At 57.9% G+C, this 24,331-nt stretch carries 26 protein-coding genes, 1 tRNA gene and 2 pseudogenes; 6 read left to right on the top strand and 23 right to left on the bottom strand.

What is annotated here, in order from left to right; all coding sequences use genetic code 11:
* Nucleotides 1-273: 273 nt before the first annotated feature.
* Nucleotides 274-725: pseudogene (locus PLD_RS07650) on the bottom strand (hypothetical protein); the annotation flags it as partial.
* A gap of 239 nt (nucleotides 726-964) precedes the next feature.
* Between PLD_RS07650 and PLD_RS07645 the strand changes: the two are divergent.
* The 3 genes from PLD_RS07645 to PLD_RS07635 all read left to right on the top strand — a co-directional run bounded on the left by PLD_RS07645 (nucleotide 965) and on the right by PLD_RS07635 (nucleotide 3,302).
* A complete protein-coding gene (locus PLD_RS07645; RefSeq protein ID WP_159891373.1) occupies nucleotides 965-2,206 on the top strand; it encodes a type II and III secretion system protein family protein in 1,242 nt (413 codons plus the stop codon).
* 110 nt (nucleotides 2,207-2,316) lie between these two features.
* Nucleotides 2,317-3,042, top strand: coding sequence for a lipopolysaccharide assembly protein LapB (locus PLD_RS07640; protein WP_159891371.1), 726 nt, complete (start codon nucleotides 2,317-2,319; stop codon nucleotides 3,040-3,042).
* A 2-nt stretch (nucleotides 3,043-3,044) separates the two neighbouring features.
* Nucleotides 3,045-3,302, top strand: a complete 258-nt coding sequence (locus tag PLD_RS07635) for a DUF3613 domain-containing protein (protein WP_159891369.1) — start codon at nucleotides 3,045-3,047, stop codon at nucleotides 3,300-3,302.
* Between the two features lie 117 nt (nucleotides 3,303-3,419).
* On the opposite strand, the pseudogene PLD_RS07630 reads toward PLD_RS07635, so the two are convergent.
* From PLD_RS07630 to PLD_RS07545, 18 genes and pseudogenes are all read right to left on the bottom strand, one after another.
* Nucleotides 3,420-4,253, bottom strand: a pseudogene (locus PLD_RS07630) (type II secretion system F family protein); the annotation flags it as partial.
* A 64-nt stretch (nucleotides 4,254-4,317) separates the two neighbouring features.
* Nucleotides 4,318-4,393: transfer RNA gene (locus PLD_RS07625), tRNA-Lys, on the bottom strand.
* A 63-nt stretch (nucleotides 4,394-4,456) separates the two neighbouring features.
* Nucleotides 4,457-5,158: a 7-cyano-7-deazaguanine synthase QueC gene (queC, locus tag PLD_RS07620; protein ID WP_159891367.1), complete on the bottom strand. Its 702-nt coding sequence runs from the start codon at nucleotides 5,156-5,158 to the stop codon at nucleotides 4,457-4,459.
* A 1-nt stretch (nucleotide 5,159) separates the two neighbouring features.
* The gene (gene queE, locus PLD_RS07615; RefSeq protein WP_159891365.1) at nucleotides 5,160-5,807 is read right to left on the bottom strand and encodes a 7-carboxy-7-deazaguanine synthase QueE; all 648 of its coding nucleotides are present in this window, start codon (nucleotides 5,805-5,807) and stop codon (nucleotides 5,160-5,162) included.
* Between the two features lie 166 nt (nucleotides 5,808-5,973).
* Nucleotides 5,974-6,780, bottom strand: coding sequence for a tol-pal system protein YbgF (gene ybgF, locus PLD_RS07610; RefSeq protein WP_159891363.1), 807 nt, complete (start codon nucleotides 6,778-6,780; stop codon nucleotides 5,974-5,976).
* A 6-nt stretch (nucleotides 6,781-6,786) separates the two neighbouring features.
* Nucleotides 6,787-7,284 (bottom strand): peptidoglycan-associated lipoprotein Pal, encoded by a 498-nt coding sequence (gene pal, locus PLD_RS07605; RefSeq protein WP_003227510.1) that lies wholly within the window; start codon nucleotides 7,282-7,284, stop codon nucleotides 6,787-6,789.
* A 53-nt stretch (nucleotides 7,285-7,337) separates the two neighbouring features.
* Nucleotides 7,338-8,618, bottom strand: coding sequence for a Tol-Pal system beta propeller repeat protein TolB (gene tolB, locus PLD_RS07600; RefSeq protein ID WP_178116160.1), 1,281 nt, complete (start codon nucleotides 8,616-8,618; stop codon nucleotides 7,338-7,340).
* Nucleotides 8,619-8,635: 17 nt separating this feature from the next.
* The gene (gene tolA, locus PLD_RS07595; protein WP_159891359.1) at nucleotides 8,636-9,697 is read right to left on the bottom strand and encodes a cell envelope integrity protein TolA; all 1,062 of its coding nucleotides are present in this window, start codon (nucleotides 9,695-9,697) and stop codon (nucleotides 8,636-8,638) included.
* Nucleotides 9,697-10,149 carry a protein TolR gene (tolR, locus tag PLD_RS07590; RefSeq protein ID WP_011063015.1) on the bottom strand — a complete coding sequence of 151 codons (453 nt, stop codon included), beginning with the start codon at nucleotides 10,147-10,149 and terminating at the stop codon, nucleotides 9,697-9,699. Before tolR ends, tolA begins: the two co-directional genes overlap by 1 nt.
* A 13-nt stretch (nucleotides 10,150-10,162) precedes the next feature.
* Entirely contained in the window at nucleotides 10,163-10,858 is a 696-nt protein-coding gene (gene tolQ, locus PLD_RS07585) for a protein TolQ (RefSeq protein ID WP_011063016.1), read from the bottom strand.
* Nucleotides 10,848-11,315, bottom strand: a complete 468-nt coding sequence (gene ybgC / locus PLD_RS07580) for a tol-pal system-associated acyl-CoA thioesterase (RefSeq protein ID WP_159891357.1) — start codon at nucleotides 11,313-11,315, stop codon at nucleotides 10,848-10,850. Before ybgC ends, tolQ begins: the two co-directional genes overlap by 11 nt.
* Before the next feature lie 137 nt (nucleotides 11,316-11,452).
* Nucleotides 11,453-12,511 (bottom strand): Holliday junction branch migration DNA helicase RuvB, encoded by a 1,059-nt coding sequence (gene ruvB / locus PLD_RS07575; protein ID WP_159891355.1) that lies wholly within the window; start codon nucleotides 12,509-12,511, stop codon nucleotides 11,453-11,455.
* Nucleotides 12,512-13,120 (bottom strand): Holliday junction branch migration protein RuvA, encoded by a 609-nt coding sequence (gene ruvA / locus PLD_RS07570; RefSeq protein WP_159891353.1) that lies wholly within the window; start codon nucleotides 13,118-13,120, stop codon nucleotides 12,512-12,514.
* A gap of 113 nt (nucleotides 13,121-13,233) precedes the next feature.
* Nucleotides 13,234-13,758 carry a crossover junction endodeoxyribonuclease RuvC gene (ruvC, locus tag PLD_RS07565; protein WP_159891351.1) on the bottom strand — a complete coding sequence of 175 codons (525 nt, stop codon included), beginning with the start codon at nucleotides 13,756-13,758 and terminating at the stop codon, nucleotides 13,234-13,236.
* A gap of 130 nt (nucleotides 13,759-13,888) precedes the next feature.
* Nucleotides 13,889-14,635 (bottom strand): YebC/PmpR family DNA-binding transcriptional regulator, encoded by a 747-nt coding sequence (locus tag PLD_RS07560; protein WP_102860556.1) that lies wholly within the window; start codon nucleotides 14,633-14,635, stop codon nucleotides 13,889-13,891.
* A gap of 114 nt (nucleotides 14,636-14,749) precedes the next feature.
* The gene (aspS, locus tag PLD_RS07555; RefSeq protein ID WP_159891349.1) at nucleotides 14,750-16,525 is read right to left on the bottom strand and encodes an aspartate--tRNA ligase; all 1,776 of its coding nucleotides are present in this window, start codon (nucleotides 16,523-16,525) and stop codon (nucleotides 14,750-14,752) included.
* Between the two features lie 95 nt (nucleotides 16,526-16,620).
* Nucleotides 16,621-16,842, bottom strand: coding sequence for an FmdB family zinc ribbon protein (locus PLD_RS07550; protein WP_010457489.1), 222 nt, complete (start codon nucleotides 16,840-16,842; stop codon nucleotides 16,621-16,623).
* Between the two features lie 187 nt (nucleotides 16,843-17,029).
* On the bottom strand, nucleotides 17,030-17,503 hold the full coding sequence (locus tag PLD_RS07545) for a Dps family protein (protein WP_011063023.1): 474 nt from the start codon (nucleotides 17,501-17,503) through the stop codon (nucleotides 17,030-17,032).
* Between the two features lie 463 nt (nucleotides 17,504-17,966).
* On the opposite strand from PLD_RS07545, the gene PLD_RS30920 reads away from it, so the two are divergent.
* Nucleotides 17,967-18,575, top strand: a complete 609-nt coding sequence (locus PLD_RS30920) for a cold-shock protein (protein WP_159891347.1) — start codon at nucleotides 17,967-17,969, stop codon at nucleotides 18,573-18,575.
* Between the two features lie 51 nt (nucleotides 18,576-18,626).
* Here the strand turns inward: PLD_RS30920 and PLD_RS07535 are convergent, their stop codons facing one another.
* Together PLD_RS07535 and PLD_RS07530 are read right to left on the bottom strand one after the other, a co-directional pair.
* On the bottom strand, nucleotides 18,627-18,833 hold the full coding sequence (locus PLD_RS07535; protein WP_159891345.1) for a SlyX family protein: 207 nt from the start codon (nucleotides 18,831-18,833) through the stop codon (nucleotides 18,627-18,629).
* Nucleotides 18,834-18,835: 2 nt separating this feature from the next.
* Complete coding sequence (locus tag PLD_RS07530) at nucleotides 18,836-19,261, bottom strand: HIT domain-containing protein (RefSeq protein WP_159891343.1); 426 nt, start codon at nucleotides 19,259-19,261, stop codon at nucleotides 18,836-18,838.
* Between the two features lie 923 nt (nucleotides 19,262-20,184).
* On the opposite strand from PLD_RS07530, the gene PLD_RS07525 reads away from it, so the two are divergent.
* The gene (locus PLD_RS07525; protein WP_159891341.1) at nucleotides 20,185-21,501 is read left to right on the top strand and encodes an OprD family porin; all 1,317 of its coding nucleotides are present in this window, start codon (nucleotides 20,185-20,187) and stop codon (nucleotides 21,499-21,501) included.
* A gap of 272 nt (nucleotides 21,502-21,773) precedes the next feature.
* On the opposite strand, the gene PLD_RS07520 is transcribed toward PLD_RS07525, so the two are convergent.
* Complete coding sequence (locus PLD_RS07520; protein ID WP_159891339.1) at nucleotides 21,774-22,613, bottom strand: mechanosensitive ion channel family protein; 840 nt, start codon at nucleotides 22,611-22,613, stop codon at nucleotides 21,774-21,776.
* A 135-nt stretch (nucleotides 22,614-22,748) separates the two neighbouring features.
* A complete protein-coding gene (locus PLD_RS07515; RefSeq protein ID WP_159891337.1) occupies nucleotides 22,749-23,234 on the bottom strand; it encodes a YajQ family cyclic di-GMP-binding protein in 486 nt (161 codons plus the stop codon).
* Between the two features lie 143 nt (nucleotides 23,235-23,377).
* Between PLD_RS07515 and PLD_RS07510 the strand changes: the two genes are divergently transcribed.
* Entirely contained in the window at nucleotides 23,378-24,295 is a 918-nt protein-coding gene (locus PLD_RS07510; RefSeq protein WP_159891335.1) for a putative 2-dehydropantoate 2-reductase, read from the top strand.
* The last annotated feature ends 36 nt before the right edge of the window (nucleotides 24,296-24,331 follow it).

Here is a 24,331-nt window from a genome sequence, read left to right as displayed (position 1 = left end):
CGCAAGACCTGCAGGCGCTTGGGCGCGAAAGTCGAGTATACCACCGGCTCCGGACCGCTTAGGGCCCCGCCGGGAGAGTGAGTTCATCAGGTACGGACAGCGTTGGAGCCGCGCAAGGCTACAGAATATCCGGGGTATTCAAAAGCCAATTCTGCCCAGCGTCTAATCCTCGCGGTCCGGGTCGACCCGCGCCAACGCGCCCCAGACGCACAACCCGGTCCTGGCCTGCTCATTGGTATAAGCGAAACGGATCCGGGCGCCGTAAGGCTCGGCGATGACCTTGACGATGGAAAGTCCCAAGCCCAGTGCCTCGGTGGCCAGATTACCGGCGGCGGTCCCTAGCGCATAGGCGCATAGGCGCATAGGCGCATAGGTGCATAGGTGCATAGGTGCATAGGTGCATAGGCGCATGGTGCACAGCACCGTCGCCCAGTAGAACAATTCGCGCCAAGAAGTAACGATCTGTCGGAGCGAAAGACTGCGTTCAACGCCGTACCAGGCAGCCAAGTTGATCGCCAACAGCAGTGCAAACAGCGCCGTGCCGACATACAGACGCCCAACTGCTCAGTCAGTACGCCAGTGACCTGGGTGCCGACAATGCTCACCAGCACCACGCTCAACCAGTAGACCCGGGGCGTGTAGGCGCGGGTACGCCACTGAGCAAACAATGCCACCATCAATAGCAGCGCCATGCCGATACTGGTCAGTCCCCTGCCCCCTCCAGAGCCATACCCTGGGGTTTCGCGGGCTGCAGCAAGGACCCTGTCTGCACGGCGCTGTGAGTGCTTGGGTTATGGACAGTTTTTTCCAGTTAATAGCATTTTGAACTTTCTACGCTAACGTCAAATAACGAAACAGTTATCTGGGATCAGCAAGGAAAAGCCTATTTCAGAGTGCTCTGACGAATGATTCGTGGCGCCCGACTGTCCCGGCTGACCCTCCCAGCCAATCAAGGAAGCAGTAAATGAACAGTGATTGCTTGCAGATACTCAGGCGAGTGACATGGGCACTCATTTTTGCCGGCTTACCTACAGGAGTGACCCTGGCGGCGGCGAACAATTGTGCGGGGCTGGAACCACTACCGGCAGTGCTTGAAGTCAGTGAGGGCATGCAGGCCGCCATACGCTCTCCCGTGGCCATCACCCGCTTGGCGGTGGGTGATCCGAAAATCGTCGACGTACACCTCAATGGCAATGACTCCTACCTGCTGACCGGCATTGCGCCCGGAGCCACCAGCCTGATGGTCTGGAGCGCCTGTTCCAGTTCGCCACGGCAAAGCATGGTCTTCGTCCAAGGTAAAGCCGCCCAATCGCTGGTGGGCTCGCAGATCCCCCCCTCTGAGAACCCCCTGCTACCCAGCCAGGTGCAGACCGACATCCGCTTTGTCGAGGTCAGCCGTACCAAACTGAAGGAAGCCAGCACTTCGATCTTCGGCAAGAGCGGCAACTTTCTGTTTGGCTCGCCCCGTTCCGTTCCCGGCGTCACAGTGACGCCCGGGCAGATCGGTAACCTGGCACCCCGCATCCCGCTGGACAATGGCAGCTTCAATATCGGCTTTGGCGGCGGCAATGTGCTGGGGATTATCAACGCACTTGAAGGCAGCGGCTTCGCCTATACCCTGGCACGTCCCAGCCTGGTGGCCCTGAGCGGGCAGAGTGCGAGCTTCCTGGCCGGTGGCGAAGTGCCGATCCCGGTACCGAGCTCCGGCAGCGACAACATTTCCATCGAATACAAGGAGTTCGGTATCCGCCTGACCCTGACCCCCACCGTCATCAGCAACAACCGCATCACCCTGAAAGTGGCGCCGGAAGTCAGCGAACTCGATTACAACAACGGAGTGATCATCTCCAGCACCAGAGTCCCGGCACTGGTTGTCCGGCGAACCGACACCAGTATTTCCCTGGCTGACGGCGAGAGCTTCGTGATCAGTGGCCTGATCAGCACCAACAACAGCTCCAGCGTGAGCAAGCTACCGGGCCTGGGCAACATTCCAATCATCGGCGCGTTCTTTCGCGACTCCACGATCAATCGTGAAGAGAAGGAACTGCTGATGGTGGTCACTCCCCATCTGGTGCAACCACTGGCCGCCAATGCTCAGTTGCCTTCACTACCCGGTGAGCAGATGCGCAATTACGATCCGAACTGGTTCCGTATGTACTTCCTGGAAGACGGTGACTTTGATCGGCGCAGTGGACTATCGCAATGAACCAGCACCTTGAACCCTCCTCGCGGGGAATGGGGTTCAACAATCCTGACCTCGACAGGCCTTGCCCTGAGGTCGTGACCCGAGCATTGCGCGCTTTTCGGGAGCGGAAAATGAAAACCATGATAGTGGCGATAGGGCTGGCGATGCTCAGTGGCTGCGCATCACCTGGAGGCGCGTCCTGGTCATCGGTAACAGCCCCGGAGAGCTGCGCCAAGATCAACTCCGACCAGGAACTGTCACTCAGCCTGGCGGACGAACTGATCAACAGCGGCAAACTGCATGCTGGCCTGGCCAACCTGCAACGCCTACCGGACGACCTGCCGGCAGTGCGCCTGCGCAAGGCCAAGATCTACCGCCTGCTGGGACAACGCGAAGCCGACCCGCTATACCGTAGTCTGCTCGGTGGTTGCCTGGCCGCGGAAGGAGAGCATGGCCTGGGGCAACTGGCCGCAGGGCGCAACGACAACGAACAGGCCCTGGTGCACCTGCAACGCGCAGCCCGGCTATCTCCCACCGACGAGAAAATCCGCAACGATCTGGGCGTGGTCTACCTCAAAACACGACGCCTGAAAGAAGCCCGTTTCGAGTTCATTACCGCCATGGAGCTCAAGCAGTCAGATCAATTGGCGGCCCTCAATCTAGTGACCTTGCTGATCTATCAAGGGAACTGGAAACAAGCCTCGGAAGTGGTCAGCCGTGTCGGCCTGAGTCCGGGGCAGGTCACCGAAGCCAAGGCCCGCGCAGAAAAACTCAGGGCCACGGCGCCCAATGATCGGGTAGCGACCGCCGTCGATCAGGCGCAACCCGAAGCCACCCCCTCGACAACGCAGAGGTAGTGATGAAACACAACATGCTCAGTTGCCTGGGCCTCGTGCTGCTTCCCCTCGCGGCTCAGGCCATCGAACCCGGTCCATCCTCCCCACAACAGCAGATGACCGAAACCTGGCTGCAATTGCAGAACCGCAATCAGGTCGCGTCGCGCACGCCGCAACCGGCGACCCTCGGTGAACGGGAGTTGAGCCTGCAGCGCTGGATGGATAGCTACAAACATGCAATTCCCGAGTACTACAAGGAATACTCGGGCAAGGGAAAATAGGTCGTTACTGTCAGCGGCGCGCCTGAAGCTCAGCGACCAACGTTCGACCCGCCCTCCTGCACCTGCCCCATTCGATGATGGAGCAGGCTGGCAGGTATCTTCTGCGGCTCGCGTCTTTCATAACTTCCCGAAGACCTTGAATACACCAATGATTGCCGGATCGATGGCCACCAGGAAAAAGCTCGGCCACAGGCAGAAAATCAGTGGAAAGATCAACTTGGTCCCCACTTTTGCAGCCTTTTCCTCCGCCGTCTGAGTACGCCGATCGCGAAACTCCTCGGCATAAATGTGCAAGGTAGTCCCCACACTCGTACCAAAGCGGATGCTCTGCGCCAGCAGGCTCACCAGGCCCCGAATGTCCTCCAGCCCGGTCCGATCCGCCAGGCGCTTGAGCGCTTCGGTGCTAGGAATACCGGCACGGATTTCAGAGTTGACCAGCGCCAGCTCCAGGACCAGGTCCGGTTGGCTGACCGCCATTTCCTCGGACACCCGCTCGATGGCCTGGGGCAAGGCCAAGCCGGACTCGACACAGACCACCATCAGGTCAAGCGCATCGGGAAAGGCCACCAGCAAGCGGGTCGTGCGCGCCTGTCGCCGCGCACTGACATAGATCGCCGGAGCCAGCCAGCCGATGCCGGTTGCCAGAACCAGCAGGAAGATACCCAGGAGCAGCGACAGCTTCGGAATCAGCGGCAGCACCATGACCGCCAGGGCCAACATGAGCAGCGGCGACAGCAAGCGCAGAGCCCAGTACATCTGCACCGCCGCAGGCGAGCGATACCCCGCCTGCGTCAGCAGGGTCCGGGTCGCGCAGACTTGGCCCTGCTCTTGCGCAACAAAACGCTGGCCGACCTGTTCAAGCATCAACTACAGGTTGCTCGGTGCCTCCCGAGTCACTGCGCCATGGCCACGCTTGATCAGCAACAGGCGACGCTGCACCGGATCTTGCAGGCAAAAAAAAACCCGGAAATCCTCACTTTCGTGGGCCTTCCGGATTTTCTAAACCGCCAAAATATGGTGGGTCGTGTGGGATTCGAACCTACGACCAATTGGTTAAAAGCCAACTGCTCTACCAACTGAGCTAACGACCCGCTGTGTGGTGGCGCGTATAATACTGATTTCTAACGGGAATTCAACACCCTAAATGAAAAAAATCAAAAATAAGCAGTTGGATCGCTGATACCGGCCGCATCGAAACCTTCTGCACGCAGGCGGCAGCTATCGCATTTGCCACATGCACGGCCATTGTCATCCGCCTGATAGCAGGAAACCGTCAGGCCATAATCGACTCCCAAACCCACACCGGCCTTGATGATTTCAGCTTTGCTGAGGTTCTGCAGGGGCGCCTGGATACGGAAGCCCTGCCCTTCGACACCGGCCTTGGTGGCCAGGTTGGCCATGCGCTCGAAGGCTTCGATGAACTCGGGGCGGCAATCTGGATAACCGGAATAATCCACCGCGTTGACGCCGATGAAGATATCCCGCGCTTGCAGAACTTCCGCCCAGCCCAGAGCCAGGGCCAGAAACACGGTGTTGCGTGCCGGCACATAAGTCACCGGAATCCCCTCACCGGGTGCCTCGGGCACATCAATGGTGCTGTCGGTCAGGGCCGATCCGCCCATGCCGTTGAGATTCAGGCCGATCACCTTGTGCTCCACTACACCCAGGTCCCGCGCCACGCGCTCGGCAGCGTGCAATTCGGCCCGATGGCGCTGGCCATAATCGAAGCTCATGGTGTAGCAGCGGTAGCCTTCAGCGCGGGCCATGGCCACTACCGTGGCCGAGTCCAGTCCGCCAGAGAGCAGGATCACTGCACGCTTCTCGGTCGACGATTGGTTGTGTGCTTGCTCAGTCATTTCAGCGCCCCGGCTCATCATTCCAAAGGTATTTATGCAGCTGCAGTTGCAGTCGCACCGGCAGGTTGTCAGCCACGATCCAGTCGGCCAGATCCCGTGCACTGAGATCATGGTGGCTGGGAGAGAACAATACTTCGCCGGCACGTCGCTCAAGACCGTACTGGATCAGTTTGGACACCGCCCAGTCGTAGTCCTCACGGGAACAGATGACAAACTTGACCTGATCGTTGGCCGTCAGCAGCTCGATGTTCTCGTAGCAATTGCGATGCGCTTCCTTGGAGCCCGGAGTCTTGAGGTCAAGGACCCGGCTAACGCGCTGATCCACCTCGGAAATATCCAGCGCGCCACTGGTCTCCAGCGAGACTTCATAGCCGGCATCGCACAACTGCTTGAGCAAGGGAATGGCGTTAGGTTGCGCCAGCGGCTCGCCGCCGGTGACACAGACATAACGCGGACGGAACTCGGCAACCTGCTCCAGCAAGCTGTCGAGGGTACGCTGAGTGCCACCACTGAAAGCGTAGGCACTGTCGCAGTATTGGCAGCGCAACGGACATCCGGTCAGGCGCACAAAAACCGTGGGCAGGCCGGCAGTCCGAGTTTCACCCTGCAACGAGTAAAAAACTTCGGTAATTCTCAATGTGTCTTGCATAGTCGCCACGGGCGTAACAGCTAAACAGGCTGTCCGCCTCCGTCAGGCACTTCAAGGAACCGCGTCATCGCACAGATCCCAAGAAGCGTGTTTCATGAAAAGGGCGTGGATTTTAACGAAAAAACCCGCGACAAGCGCGGGTTTCTTATCAGGATAGCCAAAACGCCTACATGCGCTGCAGATCCCGTTGTGCCAGTTGAGCCGCAGAGGTTCCCGGATACTGGGCCACCACTTGTTGCAAAATACCTTTAACCCGATCGGTATGACCCAGGCGACGCTCTACATCAGCCAGTTTGTACAAAGAGTCAGGCACTTTCGCGTGCTTGGGATACAGCTGGGAAACCTTGGCAAACGCCTGACCCGCACTTTGCAGATCGCCCTTGGCCAGGTTCACTTCACCCAACCAATACTGGGCATTGCCAGCGTACTGGCTGTTGGGGTACTTGCGCAGGAATGCCGAAAAGGCTTGGCTGGCCTTATCGAAATCCTTGGCTTTGATCAGGTCGAAGGCCGCATCGTAATAGAGCTTTTCCTTGGCCGGATCAGCCGGTTCGCTGCTAGCGGCTGGCGCTTGAGCAGCAGCGGCGGCATTGTCGCCACCCGCAGTAGAATTCTCAGGAGTGGCGGCAGGTGCAACGCCGCTTCCTATGCGCCGATCAAGATCCTGATAACGCTCCAGGCTTTCTTGCTTCATGCGCGCTACATCGTTTTGGAGAACCTCAATCACACCCTGTTGCCGTGAAATCTGGTCCTGCATTTGCTGCAGCTGCTGGAACAGCTGGCCCTGTGCCGAGACAGGGGTCGAAACCCCTCCCCCGGCATAGGCGCCGTTCGTGCCATAACCCGCTGGTGGATAACTGCTCCCGCCATTGTTATAGCCAGAGTTGTTATCGACCACAGGAACCGCAGACCACGCCGCAAGCGGCGTGAGACTGAGAGCCAATATAGTTACAGCACGACGGCACGTTCGCATGACGAATTACTTACGCAGTTCGACGCGACGGTTTTGAGCCCAGGACTGCTCGTCGTGGCCAGTAGCAACTGGACGCTCTTTACCGTAGGAAACCAGCTCCAGCTGTGCAGGGGAAACGCCCTGCAGAACCAGGTAGCGCTGAACGGCTTTCGCACGACGCTCGCCCAGAGCCATGTTGTACTCACGAGTACCACGTTCGTCGGTGTTGCCTTCCAGAACAACGCGAGCGCCGTTTGCTTTCAGGTCTTTGGCGTGAACGTCCAGAGCGCGCATGGCTTCTGGCTTCAGGTCCGAGCTGTCGTATTCGAAGTAGAAGGTGGTGATTGCGCGCAGAGCAGCTTCTTCGCTCAGGGAGCCATCAACAGCACCGGTGTTAGCGCCGTAACCAGCGTTTGGATCAACAGCGCCTTCGCCAGCGTTGTCGCCGCCTTTGGAGGAGCAACCTACAGCCACAGCCATGGCCAGAGCCAGCGCAGCAAACTTACCAAACTTCAACATTTCCATCGTGAAACTCCTAATGAACCCCAGTGTGTTAAGTGAAACATTGTAGCGCCGCGTCAGTTCAGGTAAGGGGACCAGGACGGTTCTCTGACTTCGCCTTGAGCGGTAGGAAGCGGGAGCCTTACACGTCCATTGATGGACACGAGCATCAAGACTCCCCGGCCCTGCTGGCGGGTGGCGTAGATTACCATGGTGCCGTTGGGCGCAACAGTAGCTGACTCATCAAGGTTGGTGTCTGTAAGGATTTTTACGCTACCGCGCTGCAAATCCTGAGCCGCCACCCGGAAGTTGGTGAAACCATCCTGGCGGTGAATCATTACCAGGGTTTTTTCGTCAGCTGAAAGTTTCGGGTTAGCGTTGTAGTTACCGATAAAGGTCACACGCTCAGCGCCACCGCCGTTGATACTACTTTTATAAATCTGAGGCTTGCCGCCACGGTCGGAAGTGAAATAGATGGTGGAACCATCTTTACCCCAGAACGGCTCGGTATTGATGCCTGGACCACTGGTCACACGGCTCAACTGGCGCGTTGCCATGTTCATCACATAGATGTCCGGGTTGCCATCCTTGGACAGCACGAACGCCAGGCGACTGCCATCTGGCGACCAGGCGGGCGCACCGTTCAGCCCTTCAAAGTTGGTGATCTGCTCACGACGTCCAGTGTCGATGTGCTGAACAAAGATGCGTGGACGCTTCTGTTCAAACGACACATAGGCGATGCGTTTGCCATCAGGAGCAAAACGCGGCGACAGGATCGGCTCACGGGACTGCAACAGGGTTACCGCCCGAGCACCGTCATAGTCCGAACGCTGCAAAGTGTAACGCGTGTTGTTCACCGAAAAACGCTCAGCCGTCACGTACAGCAGACGCGTAGAAAACGCACCTTTGATGCCGGTGAGCTTTTCAAAGGATTGATCGGAAATGTAGTGCGACATATCCCGTAACTGATCGACATTGCCCGACACGCTGCCCGTCAGCACTTGCTGCTCAGTGGCGACGTTGAACAAAGCGTACTGCACCTGCAGGCGACCGCCCGCGGGAACAATGCTGCCGACCATCACGTATTGAGCGCCCAAGGCTTTCCAGTCACGGAAAATGACTTCGCTGGCCTGAGTGGGCAGGCTGATCATGTTCTGTTTCGGAATCGGTGCGTAGTAACCGGAATTGCGCAGGTCGTCACCAATGATCTGCGCCATGTCGTCCGGCAGCACGCTACCGCCCTGCCAGCCGAACGGCACTACCGCGATCGGTGTTGCCCGATCACTGCCGCTGGTGACCAGAATGTTTTTTTCATCCGCTGCCGCTATCCCTGCCATACAGCAAATAACGACAAGCATTCCTCGAAGAAGGTTTCTCACAAGGCTAGATCCTCAGGTGTGAATGTCATCTTGAATGAACGATAGGGAGCGAAATCCTTCGGACTCAGCCCCTGCATTTCTGTCAAACGTCCAATGTTCTTGACTGCCGCCACCGCCGAAGCGTCGAACGGGCCGTCACCACTGGACTTGATCACGTTGACCGTGGTCACCGTGCCATCAGGCAACATGCCGATACGTAGCTCCACCGTCATGCCCTTGCGCGCCGAAGGAGGACGGGCCCAGCCTTCTGCCGCACGAATACGAATCAGGTCATCGAAACTACCCGAGACGTTGTCGCCCACCTCGTCCGACTTTGTCGCCTCTCGCTGCGGCGTATCGGAAAGCAAGTCCGCCAAGGCCTGAGCCTTTTTCTCTTCGGCAGACTTGCGTGCTGCTTCCTGGGCCTTTTTCTTCGCGGCATCGGCGGCGGCTTTTTTCTTGGCCGCTTCGGCGATCTTTTTCTTCGCCTCATCAGCTTCAGCTTTTTTCTTGGCGTCTTCGGCAGCTTTCTTCTTCGCGTCTTCGACGATTTTCTTCTTCGCTTCTTCAGCGGCCTTTTTCTTGGCCTCTTCTTCAACAGCTTTCTTGGCTTCTTCTTCAGCTTTCCTCTTGGCTACATCAGCCAACTTTTTCTCTTCAGCCTTCTTCGCTTCGGCGGTTTTCTTGGCCTCATCGGCCTTCTTCGCTTCGTCAGCCTTCCTGGCCTGATCGGCCTTCTTCGCTTCCTCGGCTTTTTGAGCCGCCTCTTCTTTCTTTTGTTCCGCAGCCTTGATCTCTTCCTGCTCGACCTTCTTCTGCTCCAACTGCTCGGCTTCAGTCTGGCGCGCGGCGGATTTCTTCGCCTCACCCGCAATCTTGTGATTGGTCTGGGTCGTCGCTGGGCTCTTGGATTTCAGTTGGTACAGGGTCGCCTGAACGATCGGCTTGGCCGGCGGCAGCTCCGGGGTCATGGCAAAGCTGACGAACAACATGCCAAACACCAGCACGTGCAGGGCGATTGCCCAAACACTAGGCCAGAAATAGCTTTCCGAGGCAGAGGGCTCTCGCTGTTGGTGCATCAGGGCGCCTCGGTGATCAAGCCAACGTTACCGACTCCGGCTTTCTGCAGGCCGCCCATGGCACCCATCACGGCACCATAGTCGACGGACTTGTCACCGCGAATGAACACCTGGGTGTGCTTGCCGCCTTCGTTGCCGGCACGGATGATCTTGGTCACCGCATCGGTCATCTGCGGCAAGGTCATCGCCTTGTCCTGTTGTTTTTCGGTGTCGACTTCACTGCCAAGGTTCCAGTAGTAGGTCTTGTCAGCCTTGATCGAAATGGTCAGTACCTGGGTGTTGTTGTCCTGGGGCAAGGCTTCGCTGGAAACCTTGGGCAGATCAACTTTCACGCCCTGGTTGAGCATCGGCGCGGTCACCATGAAGATAACCAGCAGTACCAACATCACGTCGATGTAGGGCACTACGTTCATCTCGGCAACCGGCTTGCGTTTGTGGCGAACTCGGGCCATGGGGTTTACCTGCTCACTCTTCGCTGGTGTGCACTTTACGGTGCAGGATCGCCTGGAACTCGTCGGCGAAGGTGTAGTAGCGGCTGATCAGCGTCTCGCCACGAGCAGCGAAACGGTTGTAGGCGATCACCGCCGGGATGGCCGCGAACAGGCCGATGGCGGTAGCGATCAAGGCTTCGGCGATACCCGGGGCCACAGTGGCCAGGGTCGCTTGCTGTGCCTGAGCCAGGCCGCGGAAGGAGTTCATGATCCCCCAGACGGTACCGAACAGACCGATGTACGGGCTGACCGAACCGACAGTGGCCAGGAACGGCAGGCTCTGCTCAAGCTTCTCTTCCTCGCGGGAAATTGCTACACGCATGGCGCGGGCCACGCCTTCCATGACCGCTTCAGGGTCGACGCCCGGTTGCTGGCGCAGACGGGAGAACTCCTTGAAACCGGCACGAAAAATCTGCTCGACGCCGGAATCCGGATCAGGGTTACTGCCCGCCTGACGGTACAGCTTGGACAGGTCGATGCCGGACCAGAAGCGCTCTTCGAAGCTCTCCAGGGCACGTCGACCGGCACGCAGCAAATTGCTGCGCTGAAAGATCATGATCCATGAAGTCACCGATGCGGCAACCAGGGTCAGCATTACCAACTGCACTACAACGCTGGCATTGCTGACCAGGCTCCACATGGAGGAATGGTCGACGACGTTAGCTTCCACGCTTTATCTCCTGCTCTGAATGTGTACCCGCGCAGCTCTCGTCGGCAAAGGCCGTACGCAGAGCGTCTGGAATGGCGCGGGGTTTGAAAGTGTCGGCGCGCACACAGGCCACCAAAAACTGCCCCTCACAGAGCAGTGCATTATCCGCGACTCGCCTGACCTGCTGAGTGAAACGCAGGCTGACCCGGTTCAATTCGGTGACATGGGCACTGACCAGAAGCTCGTCGTCCAGTCGCGCCGGCGCGTGATAACGCGCTTCGCTGGAATGCACGACAAATAACAGGTTCTCCCCTGCCAGCTGCGACTGAGCAAAGCCCAGGTGTCGTAGCCGCTCGGTTCGAGCCCGCTCCATAAACTTAAGGTAATTAACGTAATACACGATGCCGCCGGCATCGGTGTCCTCGTAATAAACGCGACAACGATGTGCGAACGACTCAAGCCCGTTTTGCGCGCGCATACTCTAGTGCTTACTCCTCAGGTTGCCAATCCGGCCAGGCAACTGTTTTTTCATTCTTGAGCGACTTTTCCTGCCGTTTTAACGACGCCAGCCCCTAGGACCGCAAAAAAACCAAATAAATCGAAAAGGGCAGGTTATTAATCGTCCACGGCGTCGAGGAATTCGTCTACCACAGGCATGTCCCCCATTCGTGACGGAATGTTAAGACCAAAGTGCAGATAAGCATGTCGAGTGACCACACGGCCCCGCGGGGTGCGCATGATGTAGCCCTGCTGGATCAGATAGGGCTCCAGCACATCCTCGATGGTATGCCGTTCCTCGCTGATGGCCGCAGCCAGACTGTCGACCCCCACCGGGCCACCGTCGAACTTCTCGATCATGGTCAACAGCAGGCGCCGATCCTGATGGTCGAAACCACGCTCATCGATATCCAGCAGGTTCAAGGCCAGGTCGGCAATCGGTTTGGTGATGTGGCCCTTGGCTCGCACTTCGGCAAAATCCCGCACCCGGCGCAACAGGCGGTTGGCGATCCGCGGAGTACCCCGGGCACGCCGGGCCACCTCGAAGGCGCCTTCCGGGTCCAGTGGCAAACCAAGAATGCTGGCGGAACGACTGACGATGGTCGCCAGGTCCACGGTGTTGTAGAACTCCAGGCGCTGCACGATACCGAAACGATCGCGCAACGGGTTGGTCAACATCCCCGCGCGCGTGGTTGCCCCCACCAGTGTGAACGGCGGCAGGTCCAGCTTGATCGAGCGCGCCGCAGGGCCTTCGCCAATCATGATGTCGAGCTGAAAATCCTCCATGGCCGGGTACAGCACTTCCTCGACGATCGGCGACAGCCGATGAATCTCGTCAATGAACAGCACGTCATGGGGATCAAGATTGGTCAGCAAGGCCGCCAGATCACCGGGACGCTCCAGCACCGGGCCGGATGTACTCTTGATCGACACGCCCATTTCCTCGGCGATGATATTGGCCAAGGTGGTCTTGCCCAATCCCGGAGGACCGAAGATCAGCGTGTGATCCAGGGACTCGTTGCGCCCTCGAGCGGCCTGAATGAACAGCTCCATCTGCTCTCGCACACTGGGCTGGCCAATATAGTCGGCCAGACTGACCGGACGAATCGCCCGATCCTGGATTTCCTCGCGCTCACGGGGCCCCGTGGCGGCGATCAGACGATCAGCTTCAATCACTTAAATCATTCCCTTCAGGGCTCGGCGGATCATGTCTTCACTGCTCAAGCCTTTGTCTTTGATCGCGGAGACCGCCTTGCTGGCTTCCTGAGGCTTGTAGCCCAGGGAAATCAGCGCACTGACCGCATCCGACTCGGCACTGGCCACCGGGGCCGGCGCATCAGGCTGATTCGGCACCAGAGTGAACATGCTCGGCACGGCCTCCCAGGCTTTGAAGCGGTCCTTGAGTTCCACCAACAGGCGCTCGGCGGTCTTCTTGCCGACCCCCGGCACCTTGGTCAACGCCGAGGTGTCCTGGGCTTGCACGCAACGCACCAGTTCATCCACCTCCAGGCTGGACATCAAGGCCAAGGCCAGCTTGGGCCCCACGCCGTTAAGACGGATCAGTTCACGGAAAAAGTCTCGCTCGCGCTTACTGGCGAAGCCGTAGAGTAACTGCGCGTCCTCGCGAACAACCAAATGGGTATGCAAGGTCAGGGGTTCGCCGACCGACGGCAGGCGATACAGGGTGGTCATGGGCACTTCGACTTCGTACCCCAGCCCGTTGACATCAAGAATCAAGTGCGGCGGCTGTTTTTCAGCCAGAGTGCCGCGCAAGCGTCCAATCACGTTTCAGATCCTTAGGCGATGGCCAGCACAGGACTGGCGACTCACTGAGCAAGCGTGCGCAGGGCAAGACAGGCCCGCAACGCTCCACAGCTAAAATGGCTGCGCTGATGCTATCAGAGACGCAGGCGGCCGCCACGACTGCGTGCTGTTCCCAGCCCATGGGGCAGTAGACTGGAACGGGTATGCGCGTGACAGATGGCGATGGCCAGGGCATCCGAGGCATCGATCTGTGGCTTGGTGGTCAGCTTGAGCAAATGCATGACCATCATCTGCACCTGCTCTTTATTGGCGCCGCCGGTCCCCGCTACGGCCTGCTTGACCTGGGTAGCCGTGTATTCAGCGACCTCCAGCCCCTCCTCGACACACGCGACAATCGCCGCGCCCCGAGCTTGCCCAAGCTTCAACGCCGAATCGGCATTACGCGCCATGAACACCTTCTCGATGCCCATAGTCACCGGCCCGTAGGTCTGAATCACTTCACGAACACCGCGATAGACAATCTGCAGCCGTTGCGGCAGTTCGCCGGTGCCGGTACGAATACAACCAGAGGCGACATACACACAGCCACGCCCGGTATCACGAACCACGCCATAACCGGTGATGCGCGAACCGGGGTCGATACCAAGAATAAGTGTCATAACGCCTGCTGCTTAGAATGAAGAGATCCGCCGGCCATGACCGGAATAGCAAAAAGGCAGAAGCCGGAAGCGCCCTACCGCACAATCATCACGGCGTTGCCCATCCGGCTTCAAGGTCAGTGTCGTTCAGTCAGCCAAGTTGCTCGGCCACCGACTCGGGGATATCCGCGTTGGAATAGACGTTTTGCACGTCATCCAGGTCTTCCAGCATGTCGATCAGCTTGAGAACCTTTTCCGCGCCTTCCAGATCCAGTTCGGCACTGGTGGTGGGCAGCATGACGATTTCCGCGTCCGCAGCAGTGAAACCTGCCGCTTCCAAAGCATTGCGCACGCCATAGAACCCGGCGAACGAGGTGAACACGTCAATGGAACCGTCTTCATTGGTGACCACGTCGTCGGCATCGGCTTCCATCGCCGCTTCCATCAGCGCGTCTTCATCGACACCTTCGGCGAAGGTGATCTGCCCTTTACGTTCGAACAGATAAGCCACCGAACCGTCGGTCCCCAGGTTACCGCCGCACTTGCTGAAGGCATGGCGCACGGCCGCTGCAGTGCGGTTGCGGTTGTCGGTCATGCACTCGACCATCACCGCCACACCATTGGGACCGTAGCCTTCATAGGTCAGCTCGACGACATCGTCGCTGCCGGCAGCACCGGTGCCACGAGCGATGGCCCGATCAATGATGTCTCGACTCATGTTGGCGCCCAGGGCCTTATCCAGAGCCAGACGCAACCGTGGGTTAGAGTTGGGGTCGCCACCGCCTTGACGGGCAGCGACGGTCAGCTCACGAATCCACTTGGTGAAAATCTTGCCTCTCTTGGCATCCTGACGCTCTTTGCGGTGCTTGATGTTCGCCCACTTGGAATGACCTGCCATAACTTGCTCCAAATTTTCTTTGAAACATTGCCCGCGCGCCCCTTGAGACGCGCGACCAACAAAACTCGACCCCATAGAAAAAGCGCACCCTAAGGTGCGCCTTCTCGGGCCGGCTTATTCAGCCTTAGGCTGTTCGCGCAGGCGGATGTGCAGCTCACGCAGAGACTTAGCATCCACCAGACCCGGTGCCTGAGTCATGACGCAGGCCGCGCTCTGGGTTTTCGGGAAGGCGATCACTTCGCGGATCGACTGGGCGCCGGTCATCAGCATCACCAGACGGTCCAGACCAAAGGCCAGACCACCGTGTGGCGGCGCGCCGTACTTGAGGGCGTCGAGCAGGAAGCCGAATTTCTCGTCCTGTTCGGCTTCGCTGATCCCCAGCAGGCGGAATACTGCTTGCTGCATTTCCTTGCGGTGAATACGGATCGAACCACCACCCAGCTCAGTACCGTTCAACACCATGTCGTAGGCGCGCGACAGAGCGGTTGCCGGGTTGGCCTCCAGCTCTTCAGGCGAGCATTTCGGCGCGGTGAACGGGTGGTGCAAGGCGGTGAAGCTACCGTCATCGTTCTCTTCGAACATCGGGAAGTCGACCACCCACATCGGTGCCCACTCGCAGGTCAGCAGGTTCAGGTCGTGACCGAGCTTGATACGCAGCGCGCCAAGGGCTTCGCTGACGATCTTGGCCTTGTCGGCCCCGAAGAACACGATGTCGCCGTCGACCGCACCCACGCGATCGAGGATCACGTTCAGGTTGGCTTCCGGAATGTTCTTCACGATCGGCGATTGCAGACCTTCAACACCCTTGGCACGCTCGTTGACCTTGATGTACGCCAGGCCCTTGGCACCGTAGATACCGACGAACTTGGTGTAATCGTCGATCTGCTTGCGCGGCATGCTGGCGCCGCCAGGAACGCGCAAGGCGGCAATACGGCATTTCGGATCGTTGGCCGGGCCGCTGAAGACCTTGAATTCCACTTCCTTGAGCTGGTCGGCAACGTCCACCAGTTCCAGCGGGTTGCGCAGGTCTGGCTTGTCGGAACCGTAGCGGCGCATGGCTTCTTCAAAGGTCATGTGCGGGAATTCGCCGAACTCCAGACCCAGCACTTCCTTGAACAGGTTGCGGATCATGCCTTCGGTCAGGCCCATGATGTCTTTTTCGTCGAGGAAGCTGGTTTCGATGTCGATCTGAGTGAACTCAGGCTGACGGTCGGCACGCAGGTCTTCGTCGCGGAAACATTTGGCAATCTGGTAGTAGCGGTCAAAGCCAGCCACCATCAGCAGTTGCTTGAACAGCTGTGGCGATTGCGGCAGAGCGAAGAAGCTGCCGGCGTGGGTACGGCTCGGCACCAGATAGTCGCGGGCACCTTCCGGTGTGGCGCGGGTCAGGATAGGGGTTTCTACGTCAAGGAACCCGTTCTCGTCCAAGTAGCGACGAATACTGGTGGTCATGCGCGACCGCAGGCGCAGCTTCTCAGCCATTTCCGGGCGGCGCAGGTCGATGAAGCGATAGCGCAGACGAGTTTCTTCACCCACGTCGGAGTATTCGTTGAGCGGGAACGGCGGGGTTTCCGCTTCGTTCAGCACTTCCAGCTCGTAGCCCAGCACTTCGATCATGCCCGAAGCCATGTTGACGTTGCCGGCACCGGCTGGACGCAAACGCACCTTACCGGTGATCTTGACCACGTATTCGCTGCGCACGCGGTCGGCGGCGGCGAAGGTTTCAGCGCGGTCCGGATCGAACACCACTTGGGCCAGACCTTCACGATCACGGATATCGAGAAAAATCACCCCGCCGTGGTCACGGCGACGGTGGACCCATCCGCAAAGGGTGACTTCCTGACCTTCCAGGCTTTCGTTCAGTTGGCCGCAATAATGGCTGCGCATCATGGTAGTGGTTTCACTTCTCGTAATTCGAAATTCGATGGAGGCCTTGCGCAGCTTGGGGGGCCGCATGGTGCAAGAGCTCGCGCGTGTCGTTCAACTTAGTCAGCTTTGTCGCCACCGGCCAGGTTCTTCTTGGAGCCGGTTTTGAAATCGGTTTCATACCAGCCGGTGCCGCTGAGGCGAAAGCCCGGCATGGACAGCATCTTCTTCAGTTCAGGCGCCTGGCAGGCAGGGCAGTCGACCAGCGGCGCGGCGCTGATCTTTTGAATGGCTTCCAACTGATGACCACAGGAAGCACATTGGTAGTCGTACATGGGCATGGGGGCGTCTCGGCGATCCAGATTGCTGCTCGAACTAGTGCCAGAGCCCACGCCAAAGCTCGGGCTACGTAGCAAAGAGCGGGATTATATCCATTAAATCGGCCCTGTGCAGCCGTATGACCATATAGATAGCGGACGCTGCGAAAAGGCGCGAATGACGCACAGGGCGCCATTCGCGATTACAGCCTTAACGATTTTCCAGCAGAGAACGCAGCATCCATGCGGTTTTTTCATGCACCTGCATACGTTGGGTCAGCAGATCCGCCGTCGGTTCATCGCTGACTTTGTCCAGCAACGGAAAGATGCCCCGGGCGGTGCGGGTTACCGCCTCTTGTCCGGCCACCAGTTGCTTGATCATTTCTTCCGCCGCCGGCACGCCCTCCTCCTCCTTGATCGAGGACAGTCGGGCATAAATGGAGTAGGCGCCCGGAGCCGGGAACCCCAGCGCACGAATACGCTCGGCAATCAGATCGACCGCCAGCGCCAGTTCGTTGTACTGCTCTTCGAACATCAAATGCAGGGTGCGAAACTGCGGACCGGTGACGTTCCAATGGAAGTTATGGGTTTTCAGGTACAACACGTAAGTGTCCGAAAGCAGGCGGGACAGTCCGTCGACGATGGATTTACGATCTTCTTCGCTGATACCGATATCAATTGCCATGTTTCTCTCCGTTAACGGGATGGATTCACCCAATGATCTGCCGGACCACTCTAGCAAGAGTGCCGTCCCTCTGCCGCCGCGACTGGCCAATCAGCCTGCGGTGGATTGTCCCGCGGCCCAGTCAAGACGCTGAAGTGCCAAACTCAGCCCTAATCCGACAACAGGGAAAAACCGGCGTTCCTTGGAAAAACACGGCAATTGCTCTAGAACAAGCCTTTGCTCGCCCCTTTCAGCCCACGCATTCAATTCAGGAATTTCACGCATCCTCACCCCACCCCTGCTGATTTGAGAAGGCTTGGGCTTTGCTGTTAAATAGGCCCGGTGTCGCTGTTGCCAATTTCTCCGGCCAGCGCGCATAGGCTGACACCGCGTCCGTACCTGCCGCCTCACCTATTTATTCAGAAGCGAACCGTGCGTGATCAGCTCTTCCTTAGTGCTTGCTTCTTAACGTGAGTTAATCAAAATGTTGAAAATCGTCCACCTGCTGACAGGCGTCGCGGCTTTGCTGCTGTCCTTGATTCCGAGTCTTAGATCTGACGCGGAGCCCTACCTGCAACAACCCGATGCTCTTTACCTGGCTCTGTTCGGCCTGCTCAACCTGATCCTGGCTCCGGTGATTCCACACTGGAACAAAGGTCCTCGCCATCACCTGCAAAACCTGGTCAGCGCCCTACTGGTACTGGTTGTCGTACTGCAAACCCTCACCCTGCTGGCGCCCATGCCTGTCATCGGAGGCCAACCTGCAGTATTGGTCAGCCTGCTGACTGCACTGATCGCGGTGGTTCTGCACCTGGCCATCAGCTTTTACAAGTCATCACCGGTGGCCTCTGCCTCGGCGCCTTCCTATGACATGAGCAACCGTGATACCGGCACCGTGAAGTGGTTCAACACCTCCAAAGGGTTTGGCTTTATTTCTCGGGACTCCGGCGATGATATTTTTGTGCACTTTCGCGCCATCCGTGGAGAAGGACATCGCGTTCTGGTGGAAGGCCAACGTGTAGAGTTCTCGGTAATGAATCGCGACAAAGGCTTGCAAGCTGAAGACGTGATCGCCGCACTACCGCGCCGCTGATACATGCCCCAAAAAAACCGCGCCCAGGCGCGGTTTTTTGGCTTTGAAGAATCAGTAATGCGGTGGGGGCGCCTCTTCCTCAAAAGAGTCGAACTGCCCAACCATCTCCTCCTGACGCTTGAGCAGCGCCATCATTTGCAACTGCAAACGCTCCAGTACCTTCTGCTGTGCCACCAGCACATCGTTCAAGGCTTGAATCGTGTCATCCTGAAACGCCAGACGGCTTTCCAGATCAGTGACGCGCTCTTCCAGGCTCATGTTCATCCCTCCAGAAACCGGAAATCATCGGTCAACACCACCCGCAACCGATCGCGGATCTGTGCAACCTGCTCAGGACTGTAAGGCTTGGCCGGGTGCTTGCCCCAGACAGGCGCAGGCCAGGCAGCATCATCGCGCTTACGCACAATCACATGCATGTGCAACTGACTGACTACGTTACCCAAAGTCGCCACGTTCAGTTTATCGGCATCAAACGAATCCTTGAGCAGCTCAGCCAGCGCGGTGGTTTCCTGCCATAACTGAAGCTGATCCGTGACATCCAACTGAAACAATTCGCTGATATCCTCGCGACGTGGCACCAGGATGAACCAAGGGTAGTTCGCATCGTTGGACAGCAACAACCGACAGAGGGGAAAGTCCCCTATGGGCAGCGTATCTTGTTGCAACCGTGAATCTAAAGTGAACACCGCGCTTTCTCCCGCTCCGCTCATTCCAGCCCGGCGTCCAGTATGACTGACACGCGCCAGGCGACAGACACGCAGCATACCTGCGAATGCACCATGCTTCATGACCAAAGAGCCGCAAAGCGCCGCCTCCACGACAAGGAGCCCAGTCAATGCAACCAGCGCGCACTACGACAGATCACTTTTCTGAGCGCTGCACCATTTGCGTACAGAACACCCAGGACGCTTGCAAGGGGCTCCGGCAATTCTCTGATGCCCACAACCCCTCGAACAACTGACTGTATGGGACCTGCACAGCACCGCAGAAGTTTTGCACCAAAATCGTACAGACGGTCTACGCTAGGTACCTCAAGCATCCGCCGTTTACTCACTTGGCAGTGTGCAGCGGTAACGCTTTGCTGGGCTGTGCAACTTATCGCACACCCCTGCACCATGAAAAGCGCCACGTCAAGCCAAACAAAAGGACGTTTGAAACGGCGGTTTTATGAGGTTTTTACTGGGTCGGATGAAGCATGGTGGAAAAATTGCCGAGTAAATCCATTTTGTGCACGCTTGTTGCATTCAACCGACCATCGTCGGCAAGGCTTCACCACCAGTGGAAAGGCCTTGCAGACTCATAATAATAGCGGCAGGGTTGCCCCGCGGCGTTTTCAGGGTGTTCACATGGGAGGGGGTTCACTGCTTCCTTTCAGTGGCTCTGAAAGCACTGCTTTAGCTGTCAATCTGAATGCAGGCGACGGCTCAATTGCGACATGGGTCAAGCAATTTGCGACAGGCTCGTAAAGAAGCCGAAAGGATAGATAGGCAAGTATCGCCAACATTGTCGGCGTGATATAAGTTTGCGCCGACACAAAAAGAAAGAGCCGCCCAGATAAAAAGAAAGTGGGATGGCAGTACTCTTCTAAAAACCAAAGGAGCAAATCACGATGCGCGTGATGAAGTGGAGCATGATCGCCCTGGCTGTATCAGCAGGCACCTCGCAGTTCGCAATCGCGTCCTCTCAGGACGAATCCAAGGGCTTTATCGAAGATAGCACCCTGACTGCAAAAACCCGTCTCGAGTACATGAACCGTGACTTCAAAAACGGTGCAGGTAACCGTAAGCGTAGTGATGGCACCTTCAAAAGCGGCTATCGCCAAGACACCGGTCTGAGCGAACTGCTGCAGTACAAATCTGGCTTCACCCAAGGTACTGTAGGTGTCGGTGTCGATGCTTTTGCCATGGGCGTGATCAAGCTGGACGGTGGTGCTGGCCGTTCGGGCAACGGTATGGCCGCCAACAATAGCCGAGGCGAGCCTGAGAAAGACTCTTCCGCTGTAGGTGGTGCCGTCAAGTTCCGCATCTCCGACACCGTACTGAAGTACGGCGACCAAATGGTTGCCAGCCCAGTATTCTCCACCGATGACAGCCGTCTGTTGCCTGAAGTCGCTACCGGTACCTTGATCACCAGCAACGAGATCAAAGGCCTGGAGCTCAATGCTGGTCACTTCACCGCACTGCGCTCGCAAACCGGTCAGTACAGAGACAGCATCAACGGCCGTAACAGCGACACTGGTCTGAAAAACCCAGGCCTGACCGGTGCTGATTTTGCTGGCGCGACCTACCAGTTCACTGACAACTTCGTCGGTGGCGTGGCCATGTCCAAGGTCGATGACTACTTCAAGAAGCAGTACATCAACCTGAACTACACCTTCCCGATCGCCGATGATCAGTCGCTGAACTTCGACTTCAATGGCTATCGCACCAAAGACGACGGCAAAAAGCTGTACGGTAAACTGGACAACAAACTGTGGAGCCTCGCAGCTGCTTACAGCATTGGCCCGAACAAGTTCACCATTGCTCACCAGCGCTCTACCGGCAACAGCAACTACCAGTATGGTGTTGACGGTAACGGCACTATCTACGTTGCCAACTCCATTCAGATCTCCGACTTCATCGGCGAAGACGAGCGCTCCTGGCAAGCTCGCTACGACCTGAACATGGCGACTCTGGGTGTTCCTGGCCTGAGCTTCATGGCCCGTTACGTGAAGGGTGACAACATCACCACTTCGTCGAACACCGAAGGCAAGGAAAACGAATTCAACTTCGAAACCAAATACGTGATGCAAGAAGGTCCAGCCAAGGACCTGTCGTTCCGCCTGCGTAGCGCTGTATACCGTGCAAACGGTGCTTACAACAGTGACTACACTTCGGACAACAACGACGTTCGCATCATCGTAGAGTACCCACTGAGCATCTTGTAATTTCAATGCTCTGTTGATTGCGCTAACGCGCAGCTCTAATAAAACCGCCGACCTGTATCAGGTCGGCGGTTTTTTTATACGTCGATGTCGCGTAAGACCGACGCAGAAGAATAGCAAGCTAACTAATAGAATGAACGCTCGAACAAGTATCCGCCTTGCTGGACAGAACTTGCTGCGTATCAATGATCGAGACTTAAAACAAACAAGGGGCCGATAGCCCCTTGTCTGAACAACACCAGCTGACCAAACAGTCAGGTCATAGGCCTGAGGTGTTATGCAGCAGCGTCCTGAACCACACGAATCACCCGCTGCGGAAACGGGATGTCAATTCCCGCTGCCTTCAAACGATCACGGGACAATTCATTGAAGCGGAACATCACATCCCAATAGTCCGCGGTCTTGACCCAGACACGCAGGGAAAGAGTAATGGCGCTGTCGCCCAAGGTAGACACCACAGCCACCGGCGCAGGATCGGTCAATACACGTTCATCCTTAGCCAGCTCCAGAAGCACCGCCCGTGCGGTCTGCAGGTTCGCGTCGTAATCAACGCCAACATCGAACACCACCTTGCGGGTCGGCTGGCGGTTGTAGTTGATGATGATGCCGTTGGACAGATTGCCGTTGGGCACGATCACGGTCTTGTTGTCCCCGGTGCGCACAACGGTATGAAAGATCTGAATGCTGTCGACCGTACCGCTGATGCCCTGGGCTTCGATCCAGTCACCGATACGGAACGGGCGGAATAACAGAATCAGCACCCCGCCGGCGAAGTTCGCCAGACTGCCTTGCAGCGCCAGGCCGATGGCCAGGCCAGCAGCACCGATCGCAGCCACAAAGGAGGTGGTTTCGACACCAATCATCGAAGCCACACTGACGACCAGCAGCACCTTGAGAATGATGTTGGCCAGGCTGCTGATAAACCCTTGCAGCGCCAGGTCCGCATTACGCAGTGCCAGCAACTGGCCGACTTTGCGAGTCAGTTTGTTGATCAGCCACCAGCCGACAGCCAGCGTAATGACTGCCAGCAGCACCCGGCTGCCGTATTCCATGATCATTGGAATCCAGGCTTGGGAAGCCCGAACGAGGTTGTCTACTTCAGCGCTCAAATCCATCTATTTCTCCAGATTCCAGGGGTGACGGCATGGGTGACTGACAGGCAGAACGACCAAGTCCCCGACGGCTCAATCGTTTCTGCCATGACTCCGGCCTCGGACGCCAAAAAGCTCTAGAGGTTCCCGGAGACGGGATCAGTCGCGGAAGTTATTGAACTGCAGAGGCATGCCGAATTCCTTGGCTCGCAGGGCGGCGATAGCCTCTTGCAGGTCGTCGCGCTTCTTGCCGGTCACCCGCACCTGCTCGCCTTGAATAGCCGCTTGCACCTTCAACTTGGCATCTTTGATATGAGCGACGATTTTCTTCGCCAGCTCCTTGTCGATACCTTCCTTGAGTACGGCTTCCTGCTTCATCACCTTGCCCGAGGCGTAGGCCTCTTTGACTTCCAGGCACTGCACGTCGATCTTGCGCTTGACCAGGGCCAGCTTGAGGATCTCGATCATCGCCTCCAACTGGAATTCGGCTTCAGCGGTCAGGTTGACGGTCAGATCCTTGTCTTTGAACTCGAAGCTGCCCTTGCCCTTCAAGTCGTAGCGACGGTCCAGCTCCTTGACGGCGTTCTCCACCGCATTGGTGACTTCGTGCTTGTCCAGTTCGGATACCACGTCAAACGACGGCATGTAATCTCTCCAAATAAAAAGGGGCGCTGTTCAAGACATCGAACACGCCCGGCTTGCGGTTAAAATCCGCGCTCATTATAACGGGTCTTTCCCTTCCTTCACCGCGTGCCCTCCAAGGGCCTGCCAAACAGAGCGATAACCTGATGTCCACTCCCTGGCATGTTCTCGGCGCCGGCAGCCTCGGCACCCTATGGGCGACTCGCCTGGCCCGCGCCGGCTTGCCGGTACGGCTGATCCTGCGCGATCGAGCCCGTTTGCAGGCGTATCAGAGCGCTGGCGGCCTGACTCTGGTGGAACAGGGGCAAAGCAGCCTGCATGCGATCCTCGGTGAAACGTGCGACAACACCTCCCCCATCAGCCGTCTGCTGCTGGCCTGCAAGGCGTACGACGCCGAAGCCGCCGTGGCCGGCATCGCCCAGCGCCTTGCCCCAGGCGCTGAACTGATCCTGTTACAAAACGGCCTGGGCAGCCAAGACGCCGTAGCCGCCAGCGTGCCCCAGGCACGCTGTATCGCTGCCTCCAGCACCGAAGGCGCATTTCGAGACGGTGACTGGCGCGTGGTCTTCGCCGGCCATGGCTACACCTGGCTGGGCGACACCGGGCATCCGACCCCGCCGCTCTGGCTCGATGAGTTGAGCGCCAGCGGCATTCCCCACGAGTGGAGCACCCAGATCCTCACTCGGCTCTGGCGCAAACTGGCGCTCAACTGCGCGATCAATCCGCTGACCGTGCTGCATGACTGTCGCAATGGCGGCTTGCAGCAACACCATTGTGAAGTCGCCACCTTATGCGCCGAGTTGAGCGAGCTCCTGCAATGCTGCGGACAACCCGCAGCAGCGCAGAACCTGCAACAAGAAGTCGAACGTGTGATTCAGGCCACGGCCGCCAACTACTCCTCGATGTACCAGGACGTGAGCAACCAGCGGCGGACGGAAATCAGCTACCTGCTCGGTTATGCCTGCCAGGCAGCCGCTCGACACCGCTTGCAACTGCCGCACTTGCAGCAGCTGCAACAACGCTTGGTGAGCCAGCTGCGTCTGCGCGGATTGCCCAGTGACTGAGCAGCAGCTACGCTGCCCACTTGCTCATTCCCAGCG

This window comes from Pseudomonas sp. LD120 (assembly GCF_009861525.1).
Lineage (GTDB): Bacteria > Pseudomonadota > Gammaproteobacteria > Pseudomonadales > Pseudomonadaceae > Aquipseudomonas.
The sequence above is the reverse complement of the archived record's forward strand: the minus strand, read 5'-3'. Positions and strand labels throughout refer to the sequence as shown.